This window comes from Nocardia citri (genome assembly GCF_054065835.1).
This window is the reverse complement of record NZ_JBSUQM010000009.1, coordinates 1-12,503: the sequence shown is the minus strand read 5'-3', so window position 1 is coordinate 12,503 and position 12,503 is coordinate 1. Positions and strand designations below refer to the sequence as shown.

At 65.7% G+C, this 12,503-nt stretch carries 13 protein-coding genes; 8 read left to right on the top strand and 5 right to left on the bottom strand.

The annotated features are described in order from the left end of the window. The first annotated feature begins 32 nt into the window (after positions 1–32). Both ACW2Q0_RS15455 and purU read left to right on the top strand, forming a co-directional pair. Entirely contained in the window at positions 33–605 is a 573-nt protein-coding gene (locus ACW2Q0_RS15455) for a GNAT family N-acetyltransferase (RefSeq protein ID WP_457190589.1), read from the top strand. Between the two features lie 410 nt (positions 606–1,015). After that, positions 1,016–1,906: a formyltetrahydrofolate deformylase gene (purU, locus tag ACW2Q0_RS15450; RefSeq protein WP_457190587.1), complete on the top strand. Its 891-nt coding sequence runs from the start codon at positions 1,016–1,018 to the stop codon at positions 1,904–1,906. 118 nt (positions 1,907–2,024) lie between these two features. Here purU and ACW2Q0_RS15445 read toward each other — a convergent pair whose 3' ends face one another. After that, positions 2,025–3,308 carry a cytochrome P450 gene (locus ACW2Q0_RS15445; protein WP_457190585.1) on the bottom strand — a complete coding sequence of 428 codons (1,284 nt, stop codon included), beginning with the start codon at positions 3,306–3,308 and terminating at the stop codon, positions 2,025–2,027. 88 nt (positions 3,309–3,396) lie between these two features. Here ACW2Q0_RS15445 and ACW2Q0_RS15440 point away from each other — a divergent pair, with 88 nt between their 5' ends. After that, positions 3,397–5,025 carry a GMC oxidoreductase gene (locus ACW2Q0_RS15440; RefSeq protein ID WP_457190583.1) on the top strand — a complete coding sequence of 543 codons (1,629 nt, stop codon included), beginning with the start codon at positions 3,397–3,399 and terminating at the stop codon, positions 5,023–5,025. A gap of 14 nt (positions 5,026–5,039) precedes the next feature. Here ACW2Q0_RS15440 and ACW2Q0_RS15435 read toward each other — a convergent pair whose 3' ends face one another. The 4 genes from ACW2Q0_RS15435 to ACW2Q0_RS15420 all read right to left on the bottom strand — a co-directional run bounded on the left by ACW2Q0_RS15435 (position 5,040) and on the right by ACW2Q0_RS15420 (position 7,870). Then, positions 5,040–5,336, bottom strand: a complete 297-nt coding sequence (locus ACW2Q0_RS15435; RefSeq protein WP_457190581.1) for a DUF2516 family protein — start codon at positions 5,334–5,336, stop codon at positions 5,040–5,042. A gap of 72 nt (positions 5,337–5,408) precedes the next feature. Then, a complete protein-coding gene (locus ACW2Q0_RS15430) occupies positions 5,409–6,053 on the bottom strand; it encodes a heparin-binding hemagglutinin (RefSeq protein ID WP_457190579.1) in 645 nt (214 codons plus the stop codon). Then, positions 6,050–6,550 (bottom strand): helix-turn-helix domain-containing protein, encoded by a 501-nt coding sequence (locus tag ACW2Q0_RS15425; RefSeq protein ID WP_457190577.1) that lies wholly within the window; start codon positions 6,548–6,550, stop codon positions 6,050–6,052. The genes ACW2Q0_RS15430 and ACW2Q0_RS15425 overlap by 4 nt, the downstream gene beginning before the upstream one ends. 102 nt (positions 6,551–6,652) lie before the next feature. Beyond that, positions 6,653–7,870 (bottom strand): DUF445 domain-containing protein, encoded by a 1,218-nt coding sequence (locus ACW2Q0_RS15420; RefSeq protein WP_457190877.1) that lies wholly within the window; start codon positions 7,868–7,870, stop codon positions 6,653–6,655. Positions 7,871–8,346: 476 nt separating this feature from the next. Between ACW2Q0_RS15420 and ACW2Q0_RS15415 the strand changes: the two genes are divergently transcribed. The 5 genes from ACW2Q0_RS15415 to ACW2Q0_RS15395 all read left to right on the top strand — a co-directional run bounded on the left by ACW2Q0_RS15415 (position 8,347) and on the right by ACW2Q0_RS15395 (position 12,414). Beyond that, a complete protein-coding gene (locus ACW2Q0_RS15415) occupies positions 8,347–9,042 on the top strand; it encodes a TetR/AcrR family transcriptional regulator (RefSeq protein ID WP_457190875.1) in 696 nt (231 codons plus the stop codon). Between the two features lie 154 nt (positions 9,043–9,196). Continuing rightward, entirely contained in the window at positions 9,197–10,447 is a 1,251-nt protein-coding gene (locus tag ACW2Q0_RS15410; protein WP_457190574.1) for a saccharopine dehydrogenase family protein, read from the top strand. A 186-nt stretch (positions 10,448–10,633) separates the two neighbouring features. Beyond that, complete coding sequence (locus ACW2Q0_RS15405) at positions 10,634–11,053, top strand: hypothetical protein (RefSeq protein WP_457190572.1); 420 nt, start codon at positions 10,634–10,636, stop codon at positions 11,051–11,053. A gap of 3 nt (positions 11,054–11,056) precedes the next feature. Then, positions 11,057–11,722, top strand: a complete 666-nt coding sequence (locus tag ACW2Q0_RS15400; RefSeq protein WP_457190570.1) for a hypothetical protein — start codon at positions 11,057–11,059, stop codon at positions 11,720–11,722. Next, a complete protein-coding gene (locus tag ACW2Q0_RS15395) occupies positions 11,719–12,414 on the top strand; it encodes an ESX secretion-associated protein EspG (protein ID WP_457190569.1) in 696 nt (231 codons plus the stop codon). The genes ACW2Q0_RS15400 and ACW2Q0_RS15395 overlap by 4 nt, the downstream gene beginning before the upstream one ends. The last annotated feature ends 89 nt before the right edge of the window (positions 12,415–12,503 follow it).

The following is a 12,503-nucleotide window of genomic DNA, read 5'->3' as shown; positions in this document are numbered from 1 at the left end:
GATGGCCCATTCGTTCAGGAGGAGACGACACCGTGCTGATCCGTCGCGAACGCGCCGACGATGCCGCCGCGATCGCGGCCGTCCACCGCAGCGCCTACGCACCGCCGTACGCGAACGGCGATAACGACCGGGAGATAACCGAACTCATCGGCGAGCCCACCGACGACGCTGCCGCCGACCCGCCCGAGGTCGACCTCGTCACCCGGCTGCGCAGCGACTCCGGTTGGATCCCAACCCTGTCGATGGTCGCGGTGGAACACGGCACCGTCATCGGCCACGTCTGCCTCACCCGTGCCGGCGTCGGCCCGTTCCCGGTACTCGCACTCGGCCCGCTCGGCGTCCTCGCCGAACATCAGGGCAATGGGGTCGGCGCGGCACTCGTGCACGCCGCCCTGGGAGCCGCCGATGCCCTCGACGAGCCGCTGATCGGACTGGCCGGCAGCCTCGACTACTACCCGCAGTTCGGTTTCCTCCCCGCCGCACGGTTCGGTATAACCCCGGATGAACCGAGGTGGATTTCGCATTTCCAGGTGCGCACGTTGTCGGCGTACGAGGTGCAGATCGCTGGCGAATTCCGTTGCGCGGAGCCGTTTTACGAGGTCTAGGGGCGGACACGCCAGGAATGCGTTGTCGACGGCTTCAGGGGTGGTGGAGCATTCGTAGACGTAGGAGCGTTGGTGTTTACGGGAGACCCAGGCTCCTTCAGGAGGGAGTTCGCCTTGGCCGGGATCGTCGAAGGGTCGACTCGAGACTTCACCGGAGGCGGTGCAGATGGACCAGCCGAAGTCGGGGAGGCGGCGGCACCAGAGGTCGTCGTCGACTTGTTTGTACGACGGGTGGCCGTAGGCCCAGCCGTCGCGCACGAATTCGACCGTCAGCCCGTCGAGCTGTCGTACGAACTTGACACGCGTCACATTCCCATTGTCGACCGGTTGGCCGGTGCGAGCCAGGACCACCGATGCGCGGCATCGCAGGTGGTGCGAATCGCGCATGATCGACCTGGGAGGATGAGGTCATGAGTTCCGCTCCACCCGCCTTGGACGATCGACGCTTCGTGCTCTGCCTCGGATGCCCGGACCGTCCGGGCATCATTGCCAGGATCACCTCCTTCATCGCCGAGTTCGGGGGGTCCATTGTGGAGGCGGGCTATCACTCGGACCCGGCTATCGGGTGGTTCTTCACCCGCCAGGCGATCAAGGCGTCGACGGTGCCGTTCGATATCGCGCAGCTGCGCGATCGGTTCGCCGGTGTCGCGGCCGACTTCGGCCCAGAGACCGAGTGGCAGTTGCTGGACTCCGGGGAGCGGCGCCGAACCGTGCTACTGGTCAGCAAGGACGGCCACTGCCTGCACGATCTGCTCGGCCGTGCCGCGAGCGGGGAACTGCCCGCCACCATCGAAGCGGTGATCGGTAATCATCCGGACCTCGCCGGTATGACCGAGGCACACGGTGTGAAGTTCCACCATGTGCCCTTTCCGAAGGATCCGGCCGAGCGCGGCCCGGCCTTCGAGGTGGTCCGCGCGTTGGTCGATGCGCACGACCCGCACGCCGTGGTCTTGGCCCGTTTCATGCAAGTACTCCCCGCCGAGTTGTGCGAACACTGGGCGGGCAAGGCGATCAATATCCACCACAGCTTCCTGCCCTCTTTCGTCGGCGCCCGCCCGTACCACCAGGCCTTCGCCCGCGGCGTCAAATTAGTCGGCGCGACCTGCCATTACGTCACCCCCGAACTCGACGCGGGCCCGATCATCGAACAAGATGTCATCCGCATCGACCATGCCGACGAAGTCCGCGATATGGTCCGCCAAGGCCGCGATATCGAACGCGTGGTCCTGGCCCGTGGCCTGCGCTGGCACCTCGAGGGCCGAGTCCTGGTGCACGGTCGCCGCACAGTCGTCTTCTCCTGACCGTGCGGCAGCCACCTACCGGGCGGCTTCGACGGGCTGACGCCCGAGGACCAGCGCCAGTTCCACGTTGCACCGCTCATGCATCTCGGTATTGCCTGATCGGACAGACTCTGCTGATCTAGTCGGCACGCAGTTTGACGGGCATGGAGCGATAGGCGTGCAGATTGCGCAGGGGATGCGGAATCGGCGGACCGTCCAGGGACAGATCCGGGTAACGCTCGAACAGAGCTCGCAACGCGATGGAGCCCTCCAATCGGGCCAGCGTGGCCCCCAGGCAGCCGTGCACCCCGCTGCCGAACGCGAGATGATCCCCGGCGTTGGTCCTGGTCACATCGAATCGTTCGGGATCGGGGAAGGCGGCGGGGTCGTAGTTGGCGCCCGCCAACGACAGCAGGACCAGAGAACCGGATTCGATGCGCTGATCGGCGATGTCGACCTCGCAGTTCGCGACTCGACCCGTCATCCGCACCGGCCCGTCGTAGCGCAGGATTTCCTCGACCGCGCACGGCCACAGCTGCGGCTGCGCCGCCAGCAGTTCCAGCTGGTCCGGATGGCTCGTCAGCAGCGCGATTCCGTTGCCGAGCATATTCACCGTCGTCAAGAATCCGGCGTCCAGCAGCAGCGCCGCATTGGCCATCTGCTCGTGACGGGTGAGCTCGCCACCTGTCACCAGCATGCTGAGCACGTCGTCGCCCGGTTGGGCGGTGAGTCCGTCGAGGTGTCGGTCGAAGTACCGCCGAACCTCGACCAGGTCGTCGATCGCGTGGCGGTAGGTACTCCAGCTCAGGCCGCGTTCGATCAGCGGCGCACCGGAATCTCCCCACTTCAACAGGGTCGAATGCATATGGGCGGGCAACCCGAGAATCTCGGCGATGATCGCGACCGGCAATTGTGCGGAGAAGTCGACGATCAAATCCGGTCGCGGCTTCGATTCCAGGCGTTCGAGCAGGTCATCGGTCACTTCGATGACACGCTCACGCAGTTTGGCGATCGCCCTGGGGGTGAATGCCTGCCCGACCAGGCGTCGGTACCGGGTGTGGTCGGGCGGATCGGTCACCAGCATCGAGGGCGGTTCGGCGAGGTTGGGCAGCCCTGGATCGGTTTTGGTCATCACCCAGCGGATCGGCTTCGGTAAGGCCGGATGGTTGGGGATGACAACGCCGAAGCGACGGTCCCGCAGGATGAGTCGGCACAGTTCGTAGTCCGTGGTCACGCGCAACCCAGAAATGTTGGGTATCCGGCCCCGCTGCCGGATCTCCTCGATGTACGGCGACGAGCCGAGCAAACGATCCGGACCGACCGCGAGCTGTCCGAGAGGATTGCCCCGACGCGCTGCCCACCGGAGGAACAGCCGTGGCAGCCCATGCATCATCAGCCATCGAATCCATACTCGTACACACATGTTGTCACCTCCCACGCCAACCTTTCCATATGATAGGTAGCCGCTATCGACTCTGATGGCGCGCCCTTCGGATCAGGTGAGAGGCACCATGGACAGGCGCGGTTTCGTCAAGGGCGCCGGCCTGGCGACGATGCTGGGTTTTGCCAGCGGAGGCAGGTCGGCGGCGGCGCGGGCCGATGATTACAGCCCGAGCCCGAGGTCACCGATGTATCGCACGCTGGTGCCGGAGATCTTCGCGCCGCTGCCGGATCCGGCCGATCATCAGCCCGCGATTGTCATCGGATCCGGATTCGGGGCGTCGATCACCGCGCTGCGCTTGGCGCAGGCCGGTACCCAGGTCGCGGTGCTCGAGCGGGGGTCGCGCTGGCCGAGGGATCCGTGGCGCAATATCTTCGCCAACGACACGATTCCCGATGGCCGCGGCTTCTGGCATCGCACCACCTTTACCGGCGTGAACAGGATTACGGTGCAGATCGATCCGTTCGGTGGGGTCCTCGACGTTTCCGATTACCCGGGCATCGACGTATGGCGCGGTGCGTGTGTGGGCGGTGGCTCGGTGGTGTTCACCGGCGTGATGGTCGAGCCGGAGCAGCGGTTTTTCGACCATGTCTTCCAAGGTGTGGTCGACTACCGCGAGATGCGTGAGGTCTACTATCCCAGGGTCCGAAATACGTTGCGGCTGAGCCCGATACCGAACGATATCTACGACTCCTTCGCGTTCACCCATGCGCGGGCCTGGGACGAACAGGTCCGCGCGGCCGGCTATCTGCCACAGCGCATCGACGGCAGTTGGAATTGGGACGTCATCCGCGACGAGCTGGCCGGACGATCGATGGCGTCGGCGACGGTCGGCTGTTCGAACCTCGGCAATTCCAACGGCGCGAAGTTCGATCTGAATCAGAACTACCTGCGCTATGCCGAGGACACCGGCTGTGCCCAGATCTATCCCGGCCATCGCGTGGACGCCATCGCCAAGGAACCGGGAGCGTCGGGTCGCTACACCGTCGCGGTTACCAAGCTCGCCCCTACCGGCGAAGCGCTCCGCGTCCGTACGCTGACCTGCGACAAGCTGTTTCTCGCCGCGGGCTCCATCGGCACCTCCGAGCTACTGGTGCGCGCGCGGGCGACCGGTGCGCTGCCGAACCTGAACGAGCATATCGGCGAAGGCTGGGGCAGCAATGGCGACGTCGCCTTGGCGCGGGCCGCCAACTCGCTCGACATCGGTACCCAGGGCACGCCGTCCGCGAGCCGGATTCTGGACGAGGCGGGCACACCCGTGTCCCTGGAGAACTGGTTCGTTCCCGGCACGACGCCCTTCGATATCGGCATCGTCGCGTCGCTGGGCATTGTGCTCGACGACACCCGCGGCCGTTTCGTCTACAACCCGACCGATGGGAGCGTGGACCTGCAGTGGCCACCCGACGGCTCGGCCGGCTACCTCGCACACGCGCGGGAAGTCAACAACAAGGTGACCTGCAACTGCCCGTCACCCGCCCAACCAGTCTTGGAGGCGGACGCCTCGTTCACCTCACATCCGTTGGGCGGTGCGGTGATCGGACGCGCGACGGACGCGTACGGTCGGGTGCGCGGCTATCGAGGCCTGTATGTGATGGACGGGGCGGCGGTGCCCGGCAGCACCGGAACAGTGAACCCGTCGCTGACGATCAGTGCGCTGGCCGAGCGCAATATCGAAGAGATCATTCGTTCCGGAGAGTAGTCGGCGGACGTCTATTACCAGCGCGGCCCGCGCTGAATCTCATCCACCTTCGGCCGCACATCGGCCAGGTACACACCGGTCGCGATAATCGACACCAGCGCAAGCAAACTCGTGACGCTCAGCGAGAGCAACAGGAAAACCAGGGCCGCGCCCAGGATGGCGATCCAGATCGGTTTGGTCAGCTTGTCGACCGCGGTGAAGGCGTCGGGGCGCTGGCGGATGGCGTGGATGAGCGCGAAAATCGTCGCGCCGAGCGCCAAGAGCCGCAGCCCGTACAAGATCCAGCTGGCCAATCCGTGCGCTGTGTCCACGAGCCCATCATAGAAGCAACGGCCCCGCACACGTCGGTGTGCGGGGTCGTCGGCGTGGAGAAGGGAAGAGCGTCAGTCGTTCTTGGGAGCCACCTTCTTGGCCGCGGCCTTCTTGGCGGGCGCCTTCTTGGCCGGAGCCGTCTGCGCGGCGACGCCGTCGGTGGCGGGTTCGGTCTCGGTGGTCACCTCGACGACCTCGGCCTCGACGACCGGCTCGGCCTCGGCCGCTTCTTCCTTGGCCGGACGGCCGATCAGCTCGTTGACCTTGGCGAGCGCATCCTCGGCGCGGCTGGCGGCATCCTTGTACAGCGTCTCGACGCGCTCGATCTGATCCTCGACGAGGTGGTTGGCGCGCAGCCGCTCGACGGTCTCCTCGCCGCGCACGGCCAGATCCGAGTACAGGTCGATGACCTGCGTGTAGTACTTCTCGGCGAGCCCCTTCAGCTCCTCCGAGGTGAACTTCTCGCGCAGCTCGGCGAGGTCCTCCGGCAGCTCCGAGGGCAGTCCGGACAGCCGCTCGCGCAGCGACTCGAACTGGGCCCGGACATCGGCGGGCACATTGGCGAAGCGCCCGCGGGCCTCTTCGACGCGACCGCTGACATCGGCGGAGGTGGCACGCTCACGCACCTGCGTGACGGCGTCGACAACCGCGGCGTACACGGCGTCACCGGCACCGACGGTTGCGAACAGTGGCTTGATGGTTGCGTTTTCGGTCATTCTTCGTTCTCCTGGCGTGGCGGAGTTGGTGATGTGCTCGGAACGTCGCTGTCCCACTCATTCCCCCCTGGTTCGCTTCCTCCGTTTTCCCGGCGAAACGATTCATAGATATCCAGTAGCACCTGCTTTTGCCGTTCGCTGATCGACGTATCGGCAAGCAGGGCATCTCGGACCGGACTGTGCGGCCGCTGCTCCAGATAGCCGGCCCGTATGTACAACACCTCCGAAGACACCCGCAGTGCCTTGGCGATCTGCGCGAGTACTTCGGCGGACGGATTACGCAATCCGCGCTCGATCTGACTGAGATATGGATTGCTCACTCCCGCCAGCGTGGCGAGCTGACGCAACGAGACTTGCGCCGCTTCTCGCTGTGCCCTGATGAAACCTCCGATGTCGTGTGCCGCGTTGGCCACACGAGCCGCCTTTTCGCCGACACCGCCGGATCTCTCCGGTGAATCGTCGATGTACTCGGCGTAACCTTCGGGCTGGTCTGCCATCACTCACCTTCTGGCGGTCGTACGTTCCAATCATAAAACAGAGTGCTAGCTATTGCAAGCACCCTGTTAGCACCATTTCGGCAAACATTCAGCGCGTTATGGTCAGCCGCCGAACATCACATGCGAAATCGTGTAGATCACCAGCCCCGCAAGCGATCCTACGACCGTGCCGTTGATACGAATGAATTGCAGGTCACGCCCAACCTGCAATTCGATCTTCTTGCTGGCTTCCTCGGCATCCCACCTCGCAACGGTATCGGTGACCAGCGTGGTGATCTCCGCGGCGTAGTTTCCCACCAGATACCGCGCCCCGCGGTCGATCCAATTGTCGACGTTGGCACGCATCTCGGCATCGTCGCGCAGCCGCTCCCCGAGCTGCTGCACATTCTCGGCGACCTTGCGCCGCAGCGTGGAATTGGGATCGTCAGCCGACTCCAGGATCAGCCGCTTGGCCGCGCGCCAGGTCGCCTCGGCCATGCCGGTGATCTCCTCACGACCCATGATCTGCGCCTTGATCCGCTCCGCCTTTTTGATCATCGCGTCGTCGTGCTGGAGGTCGTAGGCGAATTCCTCGAGGAACCGATTCGCCGCGAGCCGAACCTCGTGTTCCGGATTCGACCGTACCTTCCAGGTGAATTCGACCAGCTCCCGATAGAGCCTTTCTGAAAGCAGAATGTTGACGAATTTCGGAGCCCATTGCGGCGCATCCCGCAAAACGATCCGGTCGATCGTCTCCTGCGAACCCAGCGCCCACTGATGCGCCCGCTCGGCAAGCAGGTCGAGCAGCGGTAACTGCCGATTGTCGGCGAGTAGTTCGGCGAGCACCCGGCCGATCGGCGGACCCCACAACGGCTCGGCGATCCGCTTGACGATGGTGTTGTCGATGACCTGCTCGACATCCTCGTCCCGCAACACCGCGACCACCGCGCGCAGAATGGTCGAACTCTCCTGCGCCACCCGGGCCGCGTGTCCGGGCTCGGCCATCCAGCGCCCCACCCGCCAGGAGACCTGCGCCGAGGTCACCTTCGCCGAGACTACGTCCGGAGCAAGGAAATTCGAGCCGACGAAGGAGCCGAGGCTGGCGCCGAGCTGATCCTTCTTCTTCCTGATGATCGCGGTATGCGGGATCGGCAAGCCCAGCGGATGGCGAAACAGCGCGGTCACCGCGAACCAGTCCGCGAGTGCGCCGACCATGCCGGCCTCGGACGCGGCCCGCAGGTAGCCGACCCAATCACCGCCCGCTCCGCGCGATTCCACCCAACGGCAGAACAGGTAGATCGCCGTCGCGAACGCCAATAACCCGGTGGCCACTGCCTTCATCTTGAACAGATCGCGGCGCTTGCCCGCCTCGTCGACGAAGGCCGCGAAACTGGTCGATGGCGCGGACGTGGGCGCATCCAGCACCGCGGTGCTGGGTCGGCGGCGCTCGCGGGGCCCCCCGTTGGCCCGCCCGTCGCCCACCGCCGCCCGCGACGGACGGCTTTCGGCCGACTGCGCCGACCCGGCCGCTGCCGCCTGCGGGCCCGTCGCTCGCGCCGCGATGTTGCCGGGAGCTTTCTCCATGACACCCATTCTGCGGTGTGTACCGACCGACCGCTCGGGCGATCGCAAGCGACACCCAACCGACGCCGAATGGCCGGATTATGTGCAACCCCTCGCAACCAACACCCAAACGCGCATATGGGTCATTGCCTGGACCTAAGCTGGTGGTTCACGAACCCATCCGAATGAGGGAGTTCACGCTGTCCACCGATGACCTTGTCGATGTCGGCGAGCTTGCCGGCCGACCGGCGGCGGTGCGCACCGGTCGGCCGGACGGCCGCAAGCGCCGATGGCGGCAGCACAAGATCGACCGCCGCGAAGAGCTGGTCGATGGCACCCTCGCGGCTATTCGCACGCGGGGCAGCAATGCGGGCATGGACGAGATCGCCGCGGAGATCGGCGTCTCCAAAACCGTGCTCTACCGCTACTTCTCGGATAAGAACGACCTGGTCCACGCGACCATGCAGCGGTTCATCGAAGCCACCCTGATGCCCCGGGTGTACGAGGCGATCAGCCTCGACGCGGACGAGTACCGCCTAGTGCGTTCGGCGCTGGCCGCCTATGTCGGCACGGTCGACGACGACCCCGAGGTCTATCGGTTCATCATGGGCAACGGCTCGAGCGACCAGTCCTCGCTGGCCGAATTCGAGAAACTCTTCGCCGAGGTCGTCACCACGGTCATCGTCGACCGCAGCGCCGAGCACGGCTTCGAAACCGAGGGCGCGCTGCTGTGGTCGTATGTGCTCGTCGGCGGCATCCAGTTGGCGACGCACTGGTGGTCCACGGATAAGGCGATGTCGCGCGAGGAAGTCATCGACTACCTGACCATGATGGCCTGGAGCGCCATCGAGGGGATGGCGCGCGCGGGCGGCTCCCGGGAGATCTTCAACGCCCAGCCGCACATCCTGCCGAACCCACCGCAGACCGGTGCTCGAGCGCCCAGCTCGTGATCGCCACCTGACCGATCGCCCGACTTCGCGCGCTAACCGGCCGCTAGCTGAGGTAGCGACGCCGACCAAGGAACCGCGGGCCCGGGCGAAGAAGCCGACCGTGCGCGGTTCCGGCACCAAATAATCCACCACAGCGGCTATCGAACGGAAGACCATGGTAGACAACCGAGAATTCGACCTAGTGCTGTTCGGCGCAACAGGTTTCGTCGGCAAACTCGCCGCCGAGTATCTGCTCGGCGCGGCACCCGCCGAGGCCCGCATCGCGCTGGCGGGACGTTCGCTGGACAAATTGACAAAGGTCCGTGACGAACTCGGGCCGGGCGCCGCGAAATGGGGGCTGGTGGTCGCCGATTCGACCGATCGGTCCGCACTCGACGCACTGGCCGCGCGGACCACGGTCGTGGTGACCACCGTCGGTCCGTACCTGCGCTATGGCATGCCACTGGTGGCCGCGTGCGCGCAGGCCGGAACCCATTACGCCGATCTCACCGGTGAGCCGCTGTTCATCCGGGAAGCGATCGACCGGTACCACGAGCAGGCGGCGCAGACCGGCGCGAAGATCGTGAATTCCTGTGGCTACGACTCGATTCCGTCGGATCTGAGTGTGTATCAGCTGTACAAGCGCACGGTCGCGGACAATACCGGCGAACTCGCGGACACCACCCTGATCGCGTCGATGAAGGGCGGGGCGAGCGGCGGCACCATCGACTCGATCCGGGCGATGATGGAGACCATAACGACCGACCCGTCCAAGGTGTCGGTGTTGAGCCACCCGTACTCGCTGAGTCCGGACAAATCGATGGACCCCGATGTCGGCCGCCAGTCCGATCAGGCGCTACAGCGCGCGAACACCATCGACCCCCGCTTGGACGGGTGGGTCGGCACCTTCTTCATGGCCGCGCACAACACCAAGATCGTGCGCCGCACCAATGGTCTGCTCGGCTGGGTCTACGGCAAGAACTTCCGCTACCGCGAGGTGATGAGTGCGGGCAAGTCGGCCGCGGCGCCGCTGGTGGCCGCCGGTATGGCGGGCGGCATCGTGGCGACGATGGCGGTCGGGGCGGTGCTGTCGCGAGTCGCGGTGGGGCGCAAGGTGCTCGACCGGATCTTGCCCAAGCCCGGTACCGGGCCGAGCGAACAGGCGCGCACCAGCGGCTGGTTCACCATGAAGACCTACGCGCGTACGTCGTCGGGCGCGAAATATGTGGCGACCTTCGCCGGCTCCGGCGATCCCGGCTACCAGGCCACGGCCGTCATGCTCGGACAGGCCGGACTGTGCCTGGCCTTCGACGGTGCCCAGCAACCCGAATTGGCGGGCATCCTCACCCCGGCTGCCGCGATGGGCGACGCACTCACCGGCCGATTGCGCGCCGCGGGCATGACCATCGAGGTCGAGCGCGCCTAGCCGCCACGACGGTACGGACGGAATTACGTCACCGCCACTCGCCCGCTCGACAGACCCGCGCTGTCGTGCGCCACATCGCGATGGCGCGGACACCGCGGGAGGTGACATGCGGGTTACACCGGTCGGTATCGAACGGTAAAGTGCCCGCAAGTGCGGTGGGTGGACCGAACGTGAGGGGGCGACCAGATGGCGGTACCGGATACCGGTCAGCGGATGGCCAGGCAGTTGTATGCCGCCGCCACCGGAACCAGCGGCGGCGAGCCCTTCGAATTGGCCGAGGATGTCGCCGAAAACCTTTCCGCCGCATGCGACAAGCTCATCGAAGACCTGCAAAAGGTCACGGCCACCAGACATCTCGTCACCGAGGTATCCGGTTTTCCCGACCTGCCGACGGGACACAGCCTGGCAAAAGGCTTCGGCGACAAAGGCACTCAATTCCTCGATACCGTCACGGCTTTTCAGGAGACGGCCCAGCTGTACAAGGCGGCCTACCTGGCCGCGGGCAAACGTTTCGAGGATGCCGAGGCCGCGAATCGCGCCGCGCTGCAACTGATCACCGACTACCTGGAGTCGCCGCACGGCGAGCCCGCCGACGGAAGTCGCTGACCCATGGCCGATTCCGGCACCAGAGCCGCCGCCGATGCCATTCGGGCACAGCAGCGTGCCGCCGCCGCGTCCGCCGGATCGGCAAGCGGCGGAACCGATCCCCCGTACGCACCCGAGCACGAACTGTTCGGCGCCTACTCACATCAGGAGATCTGGGATCTGGTGCACGAGGTCATCGATCCTGTCGCCCTCGGCCGGGTCGCCGATGCCTGGCGCGCCAACGCCACCGCGATCGCCGAGGCATTCCAGGACTTCTCCGATGCCACCAATCGCGAATTCGCGCACTGGTCCGGTCGCTGCGCCGATGCCGCGCTGCGCGCCACCCGCGAATTCGTCCGGGCCGGCACCGAGGCGCACGACGTCTGCCACGCGGTGCAGCACCTGATGGAGCTCAATTCCGATGCGGCACAGGCCATCCGAGCGGCGATTGCGCCGCCGCCGCAGTATCGTGCTCTGGAAGATCCGGTCGCCGAGGCGATCCACGGCGGACAACGCAGGATGGACCACGACATGGCGGCTGCTACGGCGCAGGCCGACGTCCAGGACACGATGACCTATGTCTACACCCCGATCATGCCCGCGTCCGGCGACCACGTCCCCCGATTCACCCCACCGCCCGGCGGACCACAGATCGCGCGGCGCAATGCCGGCAGCGGGGGCGCGCGGTGAAATGGGTATTCACCCCGGACGAATTCACCTATGTCTGGGAGAACGAAACGAGTCTGGACCGGCGCCCTTACCCGGTCAATCTGACACCCGCCGCGACCGTCCGGACCGAATCCGGATACACCGCACTGCGACTACCTCAGCGCTTCGCCCGCCAGGCCGATGCCGATCTGGCCGCCGCGCTCATGCTGTGCGCGCGTCTCGACGCCACCACCATCACCGTCTCCGGTGAGTCGGGCGCCCGGCGGATCCTGATCTTCGCCGCGGTGGTGCACAACCACGCCGGCATTCTGATCGCCGATATCGACAAGGTGACGGTGCGCATGTCCCACGCCCGCAACCTTGGCAAACACCTCATCGAGAGCATCGGCTCCGCCCAGTCCGGCAAGCTCGCACCCATGCGGGAGCCACAGGACGCCGTGCTGAACTCCGAGGACGGCGACAGCGCGACCAACGGTTATCGCCACGCCGCCCGCTTCCGCCAGATCCTCCGAAAACCGGTGGACGGTCGCGGCTTCATCACCGTGACCGTGGAACCGGAAAACCCGATGTCGCCGCCCACCCGGCACCGCAGCTGGCTCGATTTCACCGGCGACGGACGCTATTTGCTCACTACCTCGCACGAGCTGACCCTGACCCCGGTCAGCGATGAGGAATTCGCCGATCAACTGCTCCGCTTAGCCCAGATCAGCTGATCCCAACACTGGGCAATCGAAATAACCGCCCCATCGCAGCATCAGCGACCCGTCGAAACGCGAGCGCGGGACTAGGCCCCGGACTAACC

Bases quoted from the DNA above. Each gene is read 5' to 3' on its own strand.
- ACW2Q0_RS15440 (WP_457190583.1), top strand. From the start codon at position 3,397: ATGGACAGGCGCGGTTTCGTCAAGGGCGCCGGCCTGGCGACGATGCTG.
- ACW2Q0_RS15420 (WP_457190877.1), bottom strand. From the start codon at position 7,870: ATGAAGGCAGTGGCCACCGGGTTATTGGCGTTCGCGACGGCGATCTAC.
- purU (WP_457190587.1), top strand. From the start codon at position 1,016: ATGAGTTCCGCTCCACCCGCCTTGGACGATCGACGCTTCGTGCTCTGC.
- ACW2Q0_RS15410 (WP_457190574.1), top strand. From the start codon at position 9,197: ATGGTAGACAACCGAGAATTCGACCTAGTGCTGTTCGGCGCAACAGGT.
- ACW2Q0_RS15430 (WP_457190579.1), bottom strand. From the start codon at position 6,053: ATGACCGAAAACGCAACCATCAAGCCACTGTTCGCAACCGTCGGTGCC.
- ACW2Q0_RS15445 (WP_457190585.1), bottom strand. From the start codon at position 3,308: ATGTGTGTACGAGTATGGATTCGATGGCTGATGATGCATGGGCTGCCA.
- ACW2Q0_RS15425 (WP_457190577.1), bottom strand. From the start codon at position 6,550: ATGGCAGACCAGCCCGAAGGTTACGCCGAGTACATCGACGATTCACCG.
- ACW2Q0_RS15405 (WP_457190572.1), top strand. From the start codon at position 10,634: ATGGCGGTACCGGATACCGGTCAGCGGATGGCCAGGCAGTTGTATGCC.
- ACW2Q0_RS15400 (WP_457190570.1), top strand. From the start codon at position 11,057: ATGGCCGATTCCGGCACCAGAGCCGCCGCCGATGCCATTCGGGCACAG.